General features: G+C 40.4%; 14 protein-coding genes and 1 pseudogene. 13 read left to right on the forward strand and 2 right to left on the reverse strand.

The window, feature by feature from the left end; translation table 11 throughout:
* Positions 1–236: 236 nt before the first annotated feature.
* Complete coding sequence (locus tag DES48_RS03355; RefSeq protein WP_113866842.1) at positions 237–425, reverse strand: hypothetical protein; 189 nt, start codon at positions 423–425, stop codon at positions 237–239.
* A gap of 273 nt (positions 426–698) precedes the next feature.
* Between DES48_RS03355 and DES48_RS03360 the strand changes: the two genes are divergently transcribed.
* From DES48_RS03360 to DES48_RS15850, 8 genes and pseudogenes are all read left to right on the forward strand, one after another.
* Complete coding sequence (locus tag DES48_RS03360) at positions 699–1745, forward strand: NAD(P)/FAD-dependent oxidoreductase (protein WP_113866844.1); 1047 nt, start codon at positions 699–701, stop codon at positions 1743–1745.
* A 63-nt stretch (positions 1746–1808) separates the two neighbouring features.
* Positions 1809–2876 (forward strand): iron-siderophore ABC transporter substrate-binding protein, encoded by a 1068-nt coding sequence (locus tag DES48_RS03365; RefSeq protein WP_113866846.1) that lies wholly within the window; start codon positions 1809–1811, stop codon positions 2874–2876.
* Positions 2869–3909: a FecCD family ABC transporter permease gene (locus tag DES48_RS03370; protein WP_113866848.1), complete on the forward strand. Its 1041-nt coding sequence runs from the start codon at positions 2869–2871 to the stop codon at positions 3907–3909. The genes DES48_RS03365 and DES48_RS03370 overlap by 8 nt, the downstream gene beginning before the upstream one ends.
* The gene (locus DES48_RS03375; protein ID WP_113866850.1) at positions 3906–4937 is read left to right on the forward strand and encodes a FecCD family ABC transporter permease; all 1032 of its coding nucleotides are present in this window, start codon (positions 3906–3908) and stop codon (positions 4935–4937) included. The genes DES48_RS03370 and DES48_RS03375 overlap by 4 nt, the downstream gene beginning before the upstream one ends.
* Complete coding sequence (locus DES48_RS03380; protein WP_113866852.1) at positions 4937–5752, forward strand: ABC transporter ATP-binding protein; 816 nt, start codon at positions 4937–4939, stop codon at positions 5750–5752. The genes DES48_RS03375 and DES48_RS03380 overlap by 1 nt, the downstream gene beginning before the upstream one ends.
* Before the next feature lie 243 nt (positions 5753–5995).
* Positions 5996–6202: pseudogene (locus tag DES48_RS15845) on the forward strand (hypothetical protein); the annotation flags it as partial.
* Positions 6203–6276: 74 nt separating this feature from the next.
* The gene (locus DES48_RS03385; protein ID WP_113866854.1) at positions 6277–6747 is read left to right on the forward strand and encodes a VOC family protein; all 471 of its coding nucleotides are present in this window, start codon (positions 6277–6279) and stop codon (positions 6745–6747) included.
* Positions 6748–6927: 180 nt separating this feature from the next.
* Positions 6928–7080 (forward strand): hypothetical protein, encoded by a 153-nt coding sequence (locus DES48_RS15850; RefSeq protein WP_170126157.1) that lies wholly within the window; start codon positions 6928–6930, stop codon positions 7078–7080.
* 2064 nt (positions 7081–9144) lie between these two features.
* Here the strand turns inward: DES48_RS15850 and map are convergent.
* The gene (gene map / locus DES48_RS03390; RefSeq protein WP_113866856.1) at positions 9145–9885 is read right to left on the reverse strand and encodes a type I methionyl aminopeptidase; all 741 of its coding nucleotides are present in this window, start codon (positions 9883–9885) and stop codon (positions 9145–9147) included.
* Positions 9886–10112: 227 nt separating this feature from the next.
* Between map and DES48_RS03395 the strand changes: the two genes are divergently transcribed.
* From DES48_RS03395 to cydC, 5 genes are all read left to right on the forward strand, one after another.
* Complete coding sequence (locus DES48_RS03395) at positions 10113–10304, forward strand: hypothetical protein (protein ID WP_113866857.1); 192 nt, start codon at positions 10113–10115, stop codon at positions 10302–10304.
* A gap of 807 nt (positions 10305–11111) precedes the next feature.
* Positions 11112–12515 (forward strand): cytochrome ubiquinol oxidase subunit I, encoded by a 1404-nt coding sequence (locus DES48_RS03405; RefSeq protein WP_113866861.1) that lies wholly within the window; start codon positions 11112–11114, stop codon positions 12513–12515.
* 1 nt (position 12516) lies between these two features.
* Complete coding sequence (gene cydB / locus DES48_RS03410; protein ID WP_113866863.1) at positions 12517–13530, forward strand: cytochrome d ubiquinol oxidase subunit II; 1014 nt, start codon at positions 12517–12519, stop codon at positions 13528–13530.
* Entirely contained in the window at positions 13530–15251 is a 1722-nt protein-coding gene (gene cydD / locus DES48_RS03415; RefSeq protein WP_113866865.1) for a thiol reductant ABC exporter subunit CydD, read from the forward strand. Before cydB ends, cydD begins: the two co-directional genes overlap by 1 nt.
* Complete coding sequence (gene cydC / locus DES48_RS03420) at positions 15244–17001, forward strand: thiol reductant ABC exporter subunit CydC (protein WP_113866867.1); 1758 nt, start codon at positions 15244–15246, stop codon at positions 16999–17001. Before cydD ends, cydC begins: the two co-directional genes overlap by 8 nt.
* Positions 17002–17041: the final 40 nt, after the last annotated feature.

Genomic DNA, 17041 nt, shown 5'->3' on the forward strand with positions numbered 1-17041 from the left:
CTTGGTGTTTCTCGTAGGAAACGTAATTTTTTATACAAGTCTTTCATAGTGCTAGGAATCATTCTCATTCTGTTTGCTGTTTATCTAGCAAGGCCCCATTAAGAATCTTAGTTATATATAGACCATATAAAAATTAACACTCATTCACGCCGACCCCAGCCTGAGCACAAGCACCACTCAAACAAAAAGGCACCCGATAAAAACTCGGGTGCCTCTACTCTAGCCAGAACCTTCTTTCAACCTACATCAATCCATCGTTCTTTTTTCCAGCACCAGATCAGATTGGCTGTTCCAATAATTACTAAGGCAATATACGTCCCGATCGTCACGTATACTGGGAAATTAGCCGCATGTTCACTTGATTTTTTCTGAATGGCCTTAATCCATTTTTGCTCAGGTGTCATCATCGTATGTATCACAACCATTCACTGGCTATCTGTATATTCGTAATAAAGAAAGAAATAGTTTGTATTTTTTAAAAAATTTATCCTAGCGACGTTTATAGTAGACAGACGCTGTTCCTATCATAGCGCACCGAATTTGTGCACTAATAGGAAAATTATAGATTATTTTCCCGCGACTGTATTGTATCGTTTCTATTTCTGTGATAACATACACTTGATATTGATAATCACTATCAATTAAAACATAAATTAAGCCATACAAGCATGGTGTGAAATAAATAAGGAGGATTGGAGATGACGACAGAGGACTGGTATGATGTAACCATTATTGGAGGCGGCCCCGCGGGTTTGTATGCTTCTTTTTACAGTGGATTACGTTCGATGAAAACAAAAATCATTGAGTATCAACCAACATTAGGAGGAAAAATCCATGTCTATCCACAGAAAATGATCTGGGATATTGGTGGACTTCCCCCCATAACTGGAGAAAAACTGATTGAGCAGCTGGTAGAGCAAGGCTTAACGTTTGACCCAAGGGTGATGACAAGTGAAAAAATAGTCAACATTGAGCAAACGGAAGCAAAACGCTTCATCCTGCATAGTGAATCTGGACGTAAGCATTATTCCAAAACGGTTATTGTCGCCATCGGAGCAGGAATTTTGAAACCACAGAAGTTGGCGATTGCTGGTGCGGAACAATATGAGTCCTCCAATTTACATTACATAATTAAATCGTTAAAGCGCTTTGAAGGTAAGACAGTGATTATTTCAGGGGGAGGCAACTCAGCAGTTGATTGGGCAATCGAGTTATTACCCTATGCTAAGCAAGTGTATGTCACCTATCGAAATGCTGCGCTTAAGGGGCATGAAGCGCAAGTGGAAAGGCTGACAACTAGTTCGGCGACGTGTTTCTATCACACGTCGATCACCAAGTTAGATGGAGGTGAAAAACAAGCTTTCATCCAACAAGTTGAATTAACCAATCATCAGACAGGTGAAGTGACAACTCTCTCCGTCGACGATGTCATCATTAACCATGGGTATGAACGTGATGCCGCATTATTGGATCAATGTGACCTGGAGATTAAACGAGTGAATGATTACTTCATTGAAGGAACCGCAAACAGTCAATCCTCGATTGATGGCTTATATGCTGCAGGCGATATTTTGATGCATGATGGCAAAGTCGGCTTAATTGCTGGTGCATTTCAGGATGCAATTCATGCAGTGAACAAAGCAAAGCAATACCTTCAACCAGAGGCAAATGACTATGCGATGGTATCTTCGCACAATGAACGATTAAAAGAAAAAAATGCTGCATTATTTAAACAGTTAAAGTAGGAGTATAGGTGTCTCTTTCACAAGTAAAAAGCGTTAAAAACCATAGAATAAAGGATGAGAAAAATGAAAACAAAACGAAATTGGCTTGCGTCACTTCTCTTAACAATCAGTGCTTTACTATTATTCGGTTGTGCTTCGGAGAGTTCTAGCTCAGCATCTAACACAGAGAAGGCACAAGACAGTCAAACCGACAAAGCTTCTACAGAAGAAACTGCTGGCTACCCGATTGTCATGGAACATGCTTTTGGGGAAACGGTGATTGAAAGCAAACCAGAACGTGTGGCAACGATTCAATGGGCAAACCATGATGTTGCACTTGCGCTTGACGTTGTCCCTGTAGGATTCTCAGCTGCCAATTACGGCGTGCAAGATGACAGTGGTTTACTGCCGTGGACAAAGGAAAAACTGGATGAACTAGGTGTAGAAGACCCCAACATTTATCAAGACACGGATGGACTTGATTTTGAAGCCATTTCTGATTCCAATCCAGATGTGATCTTAGCTGGTTACTCTGGTATCACGCAAGAAGATTATGACACATTAACGCAAATTGCACCCGTTGTCCCTTATAAAAAAGGACCTTGGGTGACGACATGGCGTGAGCAAGTGATGCTAAATGCCACAGGTATGGGTATGAAAGAAGCAGGAGAACAGTTAATTACGGATACGGAGAATTTAATTGCAGAAAAAGTAAGTGAATATCCAGAGATTGAAGGGAAGAAAGTCGTCTTTGCAAACTTCTCTGCTGAAGATTTATCAACCATTTCGATTTATACACCTGCCGATCCGCGGGGTGCATTTTTAGAAGAGCTAGGCATGGAATATCCAGAAAGTGTAGTTAATCAAATCACGGATCCAAATAGTTTCTATCAAGACTTGAGTGCGGAGAATGCAGATGTACTGAATGATGCAGATATCTTAATCGGTTATGGTGATGATAGCTTATATGAAGCGGTTAAAGCAGATCCGCTGCTGGGTAAAATCCCTGCTATTGAACGGGGCTCTGTTGTCTTTATTGGTAATAATACTGCATTAGCAGCAGCAGGAAATCCGAATCCACTTTCCATCGCCTACACGATTGATGAATATTTAGAATTAATCGGAGGAGCGATAGAAAAGATCAATGAATAGGTTACTAGACACGAAAAACAGCTGGATGAAACCACATGTGCCACGCCACTTTATAGCCGTGCTCATCATTTGCTTGCTGTCATTCTTTTTGTGCGTTATTGCGTCATTGATGTTTGGTTCTCGATCCGTTACGTTACAGGAAGTAGGAAATGGTTTATTTTATCAACAGATCGATTCTTACGGAGCAACCGTGGTACGAAGTCGGATTGTTCGTACCGTATTTAGTGTGTTTTGTGGTGCGGCACTTGGGGTTTCTGGTGCCTTGATGCAAGGTGTTACACGTAACCCAATTGCAGATCCAAGTATACTAGGGGTGAACATGGGCGCATCGTTGTTTGTCGTTAGTGGGATTGCTTTTTTAAACATTACTACGCCGAATCAATATATTTGGCTGGCGTTAGCTGGGGCGACACTGACAGCGGTGTTTGTATTTGGGATTGGATCAATGGGGCGTGGTGGTGCGACTCCGCTTAAGCTCGTATTGGCAGGTGCGGCCACAAGTGCTGCGCTATCTTCACTCGTTATTGCGATTATGATTCCGCGCTCCTATGTGATGGATCAATTCCGGTATTGGCAGGTAGGTAGTGTTGGTGCTGCGAATTGGAGTTCGGTGACCACATTTTTACCATTTCTTATTGTTGGCTTGGTATTAGGTATTATCGCTACCGCGGCCCTAAATGCATTAGCATTGGGAGATGAGGTCGCAACTGGATTAGGCGTTCGTACCGGATTCCTTCGACTGATCGCAGCACTAGCAGCCGTTGTATTGTGTGGAGCAACCACCGCACTAGCAGGACCAATTGGTTTTGTTGGACTATTAGCTACTCACGTCATACGACTGATACTTGGTCCAGACATGCGCTTGATTATTCCCATGGCTGGACTCGCAGGAGCGATGATTTTAACAATCTCGGATGTGTGTGGCCGCTTGCTCGGTAGTCCAGGTGAATTGGAAGTAGGGGTAGTAACTGCCTTTATTGGTGCCCCAATTTTAATTATTCTTGCAAGGAAAGCGAAAGTGCGTGCCTTATGAAAAACCATACAATGGAATTTATTATCGCAGGACGGCGACAAAGACATCACCGCTGGCTGGTAGTTACCGTCTCCCTTGCTGTATTAGCCGTTGCACTGTGTGGTGCGATGTTGCTACTTGGAAACACGATTTATCCACTCAGCGATGTGATTCGAACGCTGTTTGGTGCAGAGATTCAAGGTGTATCATTTGCTGTGCATACGATCCGGTTACCGCGCATGTTGGCTGGATTTTTTGCAGGGATAGCATTTGGTATTGCCGGAAATATCTTTCAGACGATGTTGCGCAATCCACTAGCTAACCCAAATGTCATTGGTATTTCGACAGGATCGAGTGCCGCAGCCGTCTTTTGTATTGTTATTTTACATACAAGCGAGATGATCGTTTCGATGGCTTCTGTCGTTGCTGGTCTCGCTACCGTTCTTTTTATTTATTTATTTTCCAAAAGTCGCACATTCTCGATTGGCCGAATCATCTTAGTTGGTATCGGAATGCAAGCGATGCTAAATGCATTGATTTCTTATTTTCTGTTGATCAGTGCGCAACAAGATATTCCTTCCGCATTACGCTGGCTTACGGGTAGTCTGAATGGTGTGCAACTGCACGAACTTCCACTCCTTATGATTAGTGTGCTGATTTTTGTGCCGATCATGGTTGTACTTGGAAAACAACTCAATGTCTTAGAACTTGGAGAACAAGCAGCTACTTCTTTAGGCATCCGTACCACTAGAACGAGGCTGTTGCTGATTGTTAGTGCGGTCTTGATTCTTGCCTTAGCCACGGCGATAACTGGCCCAATCGCCTTTGTTGCGTTTTTAGCTGGTCCAATTGCCAAAAGGCTAGTCGGAACAGGGTTCTCCACTATCATTCCTGCTGGTCTTGTTGGTGCTAATTTAGTGTTAGCATCAGACTTGATTGGGCAATTTGCTTTTGATGTCAGATATCCAGTCGGCATTATCACTGGAATCATTGGCGCACCATATTTGATTTGCTTACTTATTCGAATGAACCAAAAGGGAGAATTGTAATGAAACCGAAACACCTTTTTCAAGCAGAAGAAATTGTTGCTGGCTATGAGAATAAAACGGTCATTCACAACATCAGTTTGGAGTTACCTAGTAATCAAATCAGCGTGATTATCGGCGCGAATGCTTGTGGGAAATCGACCTTGCTGAAAACGTTGGCAAGGATAATTAAACCAACAGCAGGGAAAATCACCTTGGATGGCAAGTCGATTGGGCAATTTCCTGCCAAACAATTTGCGCGCACGGTGGGCCTGTTACCGCAATCACCAATTGTCCCAGAAGGCATCACCGTAGCTGATTTAGTTGGACGGGGAAGATTTCCACATCAAGCCTTATTTGCGGCTTGGACCAAAGAAGATTATCACGCTGTAGCTGAAGCGATGGAAATGATGAATATTACGGAACTAGCCAACCACCACATTGACGAACTTTCCGGTGGCCAACGCCAACGGGTTTGGATCGCAATGGCACTTGCCCAGCAAACAGACATTTTATTCTTAGATGAACCAACCACATTTTTGGATATCACTTACCAAGTTGAAATTCTAGATCTGCTGACCGATCTAAATCATACATACGGAACAACAATTGTGATGGTCTTACATGATATCAATTTATCCGCGCGCTATGCAGATCATATTTTTGCCCTTCATCAAGGAAAAATGGTAGCACAAGGTGAGCCAGCCCAAGTCATTACTAGTAAAATCATCAATCAGATCTTTGGACTGAAGTGCACCGTGATTAAAGACCCTGTCTCCAGTTCTCCTTTGGTCGTACCAATTGGACGGCATCATTCTGTTCAAGATAAGCATGCATAATTACTAGCTCCCTCTACCTTTTTGATGGTCGAGGGGGTTTTTGTTGTCCAACTTGTAAAATTCATCTCATTTATGATAGAGCTATTTTAGCTAGACAACCGGAAAGTTTCCATCATGTAATATTGAATTAATTCAGTTGAGTGGTTAGTGATGATTTTGGGTTTTGTGGTAAAATAAAGAAAAAAATAGAAGGAGGATACTTTATGAAAAGAAAATTAAAGTAAAGATACATTAACAGTAGAAGTCATTGAATTAAGAGAATTTCCAACATTTAAAGAAATGTACGAAACTATACCTGCAAGTGATTTTGATACTGTTGGAAGTTCAATTGATGAAATGATAGACGAGACTTATCAAATATATACTCCAGAGAAAGCAGCTGAATGGGGTGCAGTAGCAATTACAATAGAATTATTAAATAATGCTTATTGTAGTAACGAGACAGGGTAACGCAACAAAAAAATATGGAAATGCATGATACGCTTAGGTTATCAAATGTAACAATTTACTAGGGGGTATTTTCCTTGATTAAAGGTTTGTTTGAGGCACATTTACCAGTAAGTGATTTAAATAAGTCGATTAAATTTTATGAAGGATTAGGGTTGGAATTTGATCATAAAATTGAGGATAGATTAGCATTTTTATGGATTGAAAAAGATAAAAGTTGGCTTGGTTTATGGAAGACCGATAAAGTTGAATTAGAGTATCATCCATCCATTAGACATATAGCTTTTGAGGTCTCCTTAGAAGGTTTAAAAGACTCTGTTGATTGGCTAATAAATAAAGGTTACACGCCAAGGAAAGCCTTTGGTTTTGAACCAACCGAACCTTTTGTAATGCCTAATCCTAAGGAGGGTTTTGGTCACGCTAAAATTCATTTTAATGACCCAGACGGGAATAGTTTAGAGTTCATCTGCAAAATCGGTAATCCTAAAAATATAACTGAAAAAATGTATCTAAGTGAGTGGGAAAAGTTAAATGATTCAATCAAATGATTGAATAAGCCATTTTTATATTCTTGCTCAACTATAGAGACGGAAGAGTTGAACAAGGATAAATTAGATCTATGCTAAAATCTAGGAGGAATTGTTTAACTTTTATTATGCAAACGAGCCGGTTTGTGTTATAGAAACTTTCCTGTTAGACGGTAAAAAAATGAAGGGGGATGGCGTGATATGACTATGATTGCAGTTGCCTCTGCATTTATATGGATTGCGACAATATACGAGTTAATCAAGCCTTCAAAGGAGCAGAATAACCGAAAAATCATTACTTTAACTTCTTTCGGTACTTTATCAACACTGATTGTTACTGTTTCACTTTTATAGAGCTTTTCACTTTTCCAATAACGGAGTGCAAGAGCTAAAGCGAACGAAGCTGCCGCTACTGTTACAGTGCTAATGAGACAGGGGAATTGAAAGGGGCTGGGACAAAAGAGTAAATAGACAGGAAAAACCCGAACATTAACAAGTGAAAATATAACGCTTTGGCAAAATACTTCGCTTTCCACGGGACAGCCTCGGGCACACAGCACGTGACGGTTTTAGTCTAACTTAATAGTAAATTAAATTAATATTTATTAAACTATTGGGTGCGTTTCTTCAAGAACGAAGAAGCGCATTTTATAATTTATACACTTAACAATAGGAAGATAATATGGCTCTATACTAAATGTGGTGGTATCCCTTGATTTCTCAAAGCTTCCCTCGAAGAAAAAAATTCACGCAACCCCTCTCTTTAATAATGGATATATTGAGGGGGTGAACAACACAATAAAAGTGACCAAATGCATATCTTAGGGCATTAAGAGTTTTGAGCGATTGAAAAAGAAGATACTGGGGCGTCAAGAGATAAGAAGCGTCTTATTATAAAAGTACCTTAACAGGGGAAATATGCGAGACTCCTACGGGAACAGCAAATGTTTTCGATGGGACGAGTAATCGCAGTCCCACGCGTCCGAAGATCCACTTGGTTAAGCGGCTAGAAGTTAGACGAAAACCGTCACGTCCTGTGACAACGTCTAACTGACCCACGTCCTGTGTGCCCGAGGCCGTGCCCGAGGAAAGCGCGTATATTTCCCCTGCGGTTCCGGTACAAGTATGATGAATAATGTAAGTGTAATAAAAGAGATGGTGGAGTGAAAATGACACCACCACATTTGACAGAGAACCGATAATATCCTTATCTCTATGTCTCAATTGACATGACCAAGCTATTATAAATGACTAGTTTACTATTCCTAAAAATGGTATAATATAACTTAGGTTAACTAAAGAAAAATTGACCATCGAATGCATTTATTAAGTAAACGTACATATTTAACTTCCATTAAATTTTTCGCTACAAAATGATTGGTTTAATAATAATTCTTGCTCAAAACAGTTTAATTAAAAAAGGAGAGATCGTCTTGTATATATTTGCAGGTGTTGGAGACATAGAATTTGCAACCATTCTTTTTAGCTTTGTTAATGTGAATGATCATCTTTTTGCTCGGCTATAAGTTGATCTAGTTTTTCTTCTAAGCGGTTTATTTTATTATTTCGCTTTCTTAGAATGGAAAGTACGATGATCACCGGAATTGCGATAATAATCAACAAGGATAAAGCTTTGCATGAATTGAATATCTTCAAACGACCGTCCAACATGCGCGAACATGGTGACGGTCGTTTGAAGATTGCCGATTAAGAGCAGTCTTCTAAATTAGTTATCAGCGTTCACACCCAGATCATCAATTACAAACGGAGGATTGCGCAGTGCCAACACTAGCAAAGCAAAAGCAACCGCGTCCACATTTAAACTTAAACCGCCTCGCCATTGCATTATTTTTATTATTACATATAAAAATCCACCATTAATCTATTTCTGTTTGACCTGCTTCCAAGAGTAGGTGATTACATCGTTTGGACAGTCATTGTGGTAGCGATGGTTGTCATTAGTGCGGTAAAGAGGCAATTCATCTTTTTTGCGATTTTGGGTGATATTCTAATCACTACGTTTGCTGATATCCTGCTTTAAAAGTATCAATTTTCAATTTCAATTGTTACAAAAAAACATTAATGAAAAAAGTAAGCTGCATAAAAAAGAGAGGGCAATTTCCCTCTCTAAATTAAGCATGTTCACTTATTCTGTTCTTTTTGTTTTTACATTAAGAATAAAAGACGAACCAAAAGCTGCTATCAGTCCAATCCAAAACACAGCAAAGTTGGAGATAAAGTAACGGTTAAGAAAGTAGAAAGTGATTTGGTTTGTATATAAGACGATTAAGAGAGTGAAAAATCCCACAATACATCCTTTTTCCATGTTCTTTTTTTCTTTTCAGAACTCTTTTTAAAAAATGTACCCAACTTAATCTGATCCTTTCATAAACGAATCTGTTTTGGTAGTTACATTACTTACAACGTAGTAACAATCGGGCCTTCTTTGGTCAGAATAATGGTATGCTCGTACTGTGCTACATAGCTTTTATCAGTAAAATAGGTCCACCCATCATCCGCTTGAAGTACTTCTTCCTCCATTGTGGAGATAAATGGTTCAAATGCGATTACCATACCATCTTTTAGTACTTCATCATCCCAGCGTGCTTCGAAGTTAAAGATATGATTAGGTGATTCGTGAATGGAGCGGCCAATGCCATGTCCAGTTAGGTTTTTGATCACGGTGAAGCTATGTTGTTTGGCAACGTCTTGTACAGCTTTTCCTAGCACACTTTTTTTTGCCCCAGGTGTTGCGAGCTTCAGGCCGGTGTCAAAAGCTTCCTTAGCAACAGCACAGAGTTTTTGCAATACTTGTTCGCCTTGCCCAACAACAAAGGAAATGCCGGTATCTGCAAAATAACCTTCTTTTGAAGCGGAAACATCGATGTTAACGAGGTCGCCTTCTTCAATGATTCGTTCGCTTGGAATGCCATGCGCAACTTCTTCATTCACGCTAATGCACGTATATCCAGGAAAATCGTATACGCTTTTTGGCGCAGATTGCGCACTTGCTTTTTCAAATAGGACACCCGCCATTTCATCCAATTCCTTCGTTGTGATGCCAGGTTTGGTAGAACGAACAAGTTCATCCCGAATTGAACCACAAATACGTCCAATCGCTTGTAATCCAGTAAAATCTGCTTCTGTCTTTGCAATCATGTTATCCCTCCAAAAAATTCATCTCATTCACTATCATCCATTTTTTATTGATGTTTATTAAATGCTTCCAAACTCTTTCATTATAGCAGGAGTTGCTGCCGCACTAAAGCTTTTAAAACCCAGTATAGCATAAATATCCAGAAATCAATTAATGGGTATGTCACTATGTGTTAAACTTAAGTTATATTTGTTCGATAGAAAAAGCTCGATAAAGAGAGGAGAAATAAATGGTGATCTTATTACTACTCATTCCAGTTGCCATTGTGATGGTAGGGCTCTATTGTATTATATTAGGACTATGGGAATTGCGTGCTGGTAAAGATCGGAATCAATACATCAAATATATGTTCACTGGCTTGTTTTTGTTGGTTATTTTGACACCCCTTATTTGGGTTACGGTAGTTAGCCTTAGTGCTTGATGCGTGATACAGCTAGAGAAGAAATAGTTTTAAAAGTAGAAAGAACTTTCTAAGTAGGATAATTTGCATTGTTACGATTTGTTGTTAGGAAAGATACAATAACAAATGTAAATATAAAGAGTATCAACCTTTAAAAGCTTTTAATTATGGACTGATAGATTACATATGCGGGATGGGCAGGTTACTCCGAATGATCACCGATGACAGATTGTGAACTACTAAGCATGATGATAAGCATTCTAATGTTAATCGTAGCAGTAGTCACAGCTGTAAACACTATTTTCAATAAAAAGAAACGCCTCCTATGTTTTGGTGAAGAGTGTGGGGAATTTCTTCTACTAGAGCTACTGCAGAAGGTAGTTATCCATCTTAAGGTTAGTGAAGTGTTGATCCTCTTTTTAACGGGTATTCTTAAGTTCATTATGTGCATAAAAAATTTAGATATCAAGTTTTCACTTCTAAAAATCCACAACAGTGTACACCTGCTAGATTAACATGGCATGTACTCCGAACGAACTTTCCGTTCCTCCCCTCGTACTACTTTTTCACTTGAATAATAATCACGGTTATTATCGCTACCAAAAATACATATTATTACAATTAAACAGTAGTGTGTAACGTAGTCAACGCTACTAAACACGCTAGGTGTGACGTTTGTCACAGCAAATGAAAAATTTCACAAAATGGTCACTAAATTGGCAAGGAATAGACAAAAACATCCATAAATTCTGTGCTACTATAAATAGGTAATCTTTTAAATAAACTTTTTATTACCATTAAATTAAAAAAGTCTTGGAGGAATGAAAGATGGATCCATTATTTTTGGCTCGGCTTCAGTTTGGGGTAACGACCGTTTACCACTTTTTCTTTGTGCCGTTATCCATTGGTCTGGTTTTCATGGTTGCATTAATGGAAACTCTTTACGTAATGAAGAAAAAAGAAATTTACAAAAAAATGACGAAGTTTTGGGGGCATTTATTTCTAATTAACTTTGCGGTTGGGGTAGTAACAGGAATTATTCAAGAATTCCAATTTGGGATGAACTGGTCCGATTACTCTCGATTTGTTGGAGACGTTTTTGGAGCACCACTTGCGATTGAGGCGTTGCTTGCGTTTTTTATGGAATCAACGTTTATCGGATTATGGATTTTTGGTTGGGATCGCCTACCAAAGAAATTACACTTAGCTAGTATTTGGCTTGTGTCGATTGGAACGATTCTATCTGGTTTCTGGATTTTAACAGCGAATTCGTTCATGCAACATCCAGTTGGTTACACAATGGCAAATGGACGGGCAGAAATGAATGACTTTTTTGCCTTGATTACCAATGGACAACAGTGGGTGGAATTCCCACACGTCATTTCAGGTGCTTTATGTACGGGTGCTTTCTTTGTTGCAGGTATCAGTGCGATTCAAATATTGAAGAAAAAGAAAGTAACATTCTATAAGCTTTCACTAAAAATTGCCCTTGTGATTGGTGTAATTGGAAGTCTTGGTACTGCCTTTAGCGGGCACGGGCAAGCACAATACTTAGTGGAAACACAACCAATGAAAATGGCTGCTGCTGAAGGGATTTGGGAAGATACTGATGACCCAGCACCCTGGTCCACCTTTGCTTTAATTGATACAGAAAAACAAGAAAATAACTATGAATTAAACATTCCGTATGCCTTAAGTTTCTTATCTTATTCTAAATTTGAAGGTAGCTTAAAAGGGATGAACACCTTACAAGCTGAATATGCCGATAAATATGATGCGGAAATGGGCGAAGGTACGAATTATATTCCACCAGTCAAAACCACCTACTGGAGCTTCCGTTTAATGGTTGGCTTTGGTATGGCGATGATCTTGTTATCATTAGTAGGACTATGGTTATGGAAAAAAGGCAAGCTTGAAAGTAAAGTTTTTTTACGTTTTTTAATCCCAGCTATCTCTTTTCCGTTCTTAGCCAATACTTTTGGGTGGATCATGACGGAAGTAGGACGTCAACCGTGGACAGTGTTTGGTTTGATGACAACAGCTGATTCGGTATCACCCAACGTTTCGTCAGGAAGTATTTTATTCTCCATCATCATGTACATGGCTATCTTTACCGTGCTAGCAATCGTGATGGTGTACTTAATGGTTCGTGAAGTGAAAAAAGGACCAGAAATGCATGAACAAGTGGATGAATCTGTTTCGACCGATCCATTCAGTAAGGTAGGTGTGTAAGATGGGATTAAGTGAATTATGGTTTGTCTTAATTGCTGTTCTATTTATTGGTTTTTTCTTCTTGGAAGGATTCGACTTTGGTGTTGGAATGGCCACCAAGTTCCTGGCTCGTGATGAAAAAGAACGTTCCATTATGGTAAATACCATTGGGCCATTTTGGGATGCAAATGAAGTTTGGCTCTTAACGGGTGGCGGGGCGATTTTCGCTGCTTTTCCACACTGGTACGCGACTATGTTTAGTGGTTATTATCTCCCGCTATTGGTTGTATTACTCGCGTTAATTGCGCGTGGGGTTTCGTTTGAATTCCGTAGCAAGGTGCCTCATTCCCGTTGGACCAGCAGTTGGGACTGGGCAGTTTTTTTCGGTAGTCTGTTACCACCGTTCTTACTTGGTGTTTTGTTTACCAGCATGTTAAAAGGCATGCCAATTGATCAAGAAATGAACATGTCGGGCGGTTTCTCGGATTTCATTAATGTATATTCGATTTGGGGCGGCATTACCGTGACTTTACTTTGCTTCTTGCATGGCTTGCATTTCTTAACGTTAAAAACGGATGGTGATATTCGGTCACGAGCAGCAACATTAGCGAAAAAAGTTGTTTATGCGGTACTCGGCGCACTTGTTGTGTTTGTTGGTTTAACGTGGTTTATGACCGATGTATTCCAAGTACGCCTTGTGCCAGAATTAATTCTCGTGGCCTTAATCGTAGTGGCTTATGTGCTATCGAATGTTTTTATATCGAGACAACGCGAAGGTCTTGCGTTTACCATGTCTGGTCTAGGGCTTAGCTTTACCGTGTTAAGTATTTTTGTTGGGTTATTCCCACGTGTGATGATTAGTTCAATTGATAAAGCATTCGACTTAACGGTCTACAATGCATCAAGTGGTTCGTATTCCTTGAAAGTGATGACCTTTATGGCATTAGGTATCTTGCCATTCGTCCTAGGCTATACCATTTGGAGTTATTATATTTTCCGTAAACGTGTCAGTGACAAGGAGCATCTAACGTACTAATGGATAAGCTACTGTTCACCTATAAAGGAATCAAGCCGGTGCTCGCAAGTTTAGTTGCGCTAACCGCTGTGCAAGCAGTCATGGTTATTCTGCAAGCGTATTTCTTGGCTGATGCGATCTCCTCCCTATTTGGAGGAGATTTGTTTCAAGCTACTTGGCATAAGCTGGTTTATTTTTTTCTAGCCTTAGTCATACGGCAAGGATGTACCTTTGTGAAGCAAAAAATCGTGTATCGATTTGCTAATGAGACAAGTACATCCATTCGCACAGCTGTCTTGCACAAGTTGTTTCAACTCGGTCCACGTTTTGTTACCGAAAAAGGGTCAGGGCAGACGATTACCAACATGATGGAAGGAACGGAAAAGTTTCAGCGTTATTTAGAGCTATTTTTACCGAAAATGGTGAATACGATGATCATTCCGGCAGCGGTTTGGTTGTTTATCTTTTTTCATGATAGCCGTTCCGCTATTATCTTGTTGGTGGCCTTCCCGATTTTAATTGCGTTTATGATTTTGCTTGGGTTTGCTGCCAGAGAAAAGTCAAACAAACAATACAAGTCCTATCAAATGCTCTCGAATCATTTTGTTGATTCTTTGCGTGGGATTGAAACATTAAAATACTTAGGGGTCAGTCGTGCACACAGGGAAAAAATCCGTTTGGTCAGTGAACGGTACCGTAAAAACGTCATGGCGACATTGCGCATTGCATTTTTGTCATCATTTGCTTTGAATTTTATTACAATGTTATCCATTGCGACGGTCGCTGTTTTTCTTGGATTAGGTTTGATTGAAGGACATGGACAGCTTTTCCCAGCATTATTGATTCTTATTTTAGCACCAGAATATTTTCTGCCGATCCGTGAAGTGGGTTCCGATTATCATGCAACATTGGATGGGAAAGAAGCGGCGCAAGAATTTCACGACATTTTGCAAATCGATACCGTTACTCAACAGCAAACAACCATTGGACGTTGGAATCAAGCGAGTACACTTGTATTAGAAAAAGTTGGACTGCAGTTTGAAGAAGAAAACACCAACGGGTTAGCAGCGCTTGATTTCACCGTCAAAGGCATGAAAAAAATTGGAATTATCGGTGCAAGTGGGGCAGGGAAATCGACCTTAATTGACTTGCTTAGTGGCTTTCGCTCCCCAACTGCTGGCTGTTTTATGATCAATGGTAAACGATTTGATCATCTAGCGGAAGCAGGTTGGCAAGACCAAATTACCTATATCCCACAACATCCGTATATTTTTGCCGCGAGCTTGGCAGACAATATTCGTTTTTACGAGCCGGATGCAACGGAAGAACAGGTGCAAGCTGCCGCTATAGCAGCAGGACTAACTGATGTAATTGCTTCCTTGCCAGCAGGACTAGCAACGGTTGTTGGGGAAGGCGGTCGTTCCTTGAGTGGCGGCCAAGAACAACGGATTGCACTGGCACGCGCTTTTCTAGGCAACCGTCCGATCATCTTACTGGATGAGCCAACTGCTCATTTAGATATTGAGACAGAATATGCTTTAAAACAGCCGATGCTGGAATTATTTCAAGATAAACTGGTATGCTTTGCAACGCATCGTCTCCATTGGATGGAGCAAATGGATGAAATGGTGGTACTAGACGGTGGAAAAATCGTCGAGACTGGATCGCATCATCAATTAATGCGAAAACAAGGCTTCTATTACCAGTTAACAGAAGCATTTTTGGAGGGCCAACATGGATAAAAATAGATGGATTATGCCATATATCAAACAATTTCGCATGCGATTTCTATTGGTCATCTTGCTCGGCGCCTTGACCGTTCTTTTTAGTGGTGGCTTAATGTTTACTTCGGGTTATTTAATTACCAAAGCATCCACCAAACCAGAAACGATTTTAATGGTGTACGTGCCGATTGTTGGTGTGCGTGCTTTCGGTATTGGACGCGCAGCCTTAGCTTATGTCGAGAGTCTAGCCGGTCACCATTTTATTTTAAACGTACTGTCTAACATGCGTGTGCGTCTGTACAATTTATTAGAGCCACAAGCACTATTTTTAAAATCGCGCTTTTCCACAGGGGACTTGCTAGGCACTTTGTCGGATGACATCGAATACTTACAAGATTTTTATTTAAAAACGCTATTCCCGTCGATTGTTTCACTGATGATTTATGCGACAATCGTAATTGGAACAGGTGCTTTTTCCCTTACTTTTGCACTGGTATTATTGGTGTTGATCGGTTTACTAGTCTTTGTCGGACCAGCCATCTCCTATCTCTATATGAAAAAGAAAAACGAACGCGTCAAACAAGGCAAGCATACGCTTTATCAACAATTAACTGATAACCTATTTGGGATGAGTGAAGTATTGTTTAGTGGTAGACATTTGGAAATGATTGCTCAGTATGACACAAAGCAGCAAGAACTCCAACAGATCGAAGCGAAGAAAAAATCTTTTATTAACTGGCGAGGCATCGGCAATCAGGTTATCTTAGGACTAGTAGTTGCCTTTGCGGTGTATTGGACAAACGGGATGGCAGTAACCGGTGAAATCCCAGCGACGTTTATTGCGGCTTTTGCTTTAATGTTATTGTCAGTGGTAGAGACATTTTTTTCATTATCCGATGCAGTCAGTGAAAGCACGCGCTACCAGGATTCAATTAACCGATTGCGCCGCTTAGAAGCAGACACCGAACCCGAATCAAATGATCAACCGGTAGCGGAGGTCGATTTCGGTACCAATGTAGCAATAGATTTTAATCATGTTGCTTTTCAGTATCACGCCGAAACCCAGCTAATTGATGATTTTCATTTGCACATCGGACCTGGGGAAAAAATCGCCATCTTAGGTCCAAGTGGAGCAGGAAAATCAACGGTATTAAAATTATTGCAAGGTGCAATGAAACCCAGCGATGGTGCGGTGTTGATCAATGATCACCATACCAATGCACACTCCGATGCTATTCCACAGGTAGTGTCGATGTTAAATCAGAAAGCTTACTTGTTTCACACAACGGTGTTTAACAACATTCACATGGGCAACACCGATGCAACAGAAGCGGAAGTCTATCAAGCAGCCAAGCAGGTCGGTTTGCATGATATGTTCATATCTTTGCCAAAAGGCTATCAAACCAACATTCATGAAACAGGTCAACGTTTTTCTGGTGGGGAACGCCAGCGGATTGCACTAGCCCGTATTTTATTGAAAAAGACCCCAATCGTCGTGATGGATGAACCAACGATTGGACTCGATCCGATTACCGAAAATCACTTACTCGAAACCATTTTTGATACGTTAAGTGATAAAACAATGATTTGGGTGACCCACCATTTAGCTGGTATGGCCAAGATGGATCGAATTTTGTTTATGGACGAGGGCAAGATCACCATGGAAGGAAGCCATCAGCAACTATTAGCAGAGGAAGACCGCTACCGCAGATTGTTTCAGTTAGATTACCCCGTCCAAGCGAGTGATCCGTTGAAAGCAACAATGTAAATGTAAGATGGAAGAAAAACAGGAGCGCAGGCATGGTACA

This window comes from Paraliobacillus ryukyuensis (assembly GCF_003315295.1).
GTDB lineage: Bacteria > Bacillota > Bacilli > Bacillales > Amphibacillaceae > Paraliobacillus > Paraliobacillus ryukyuensis.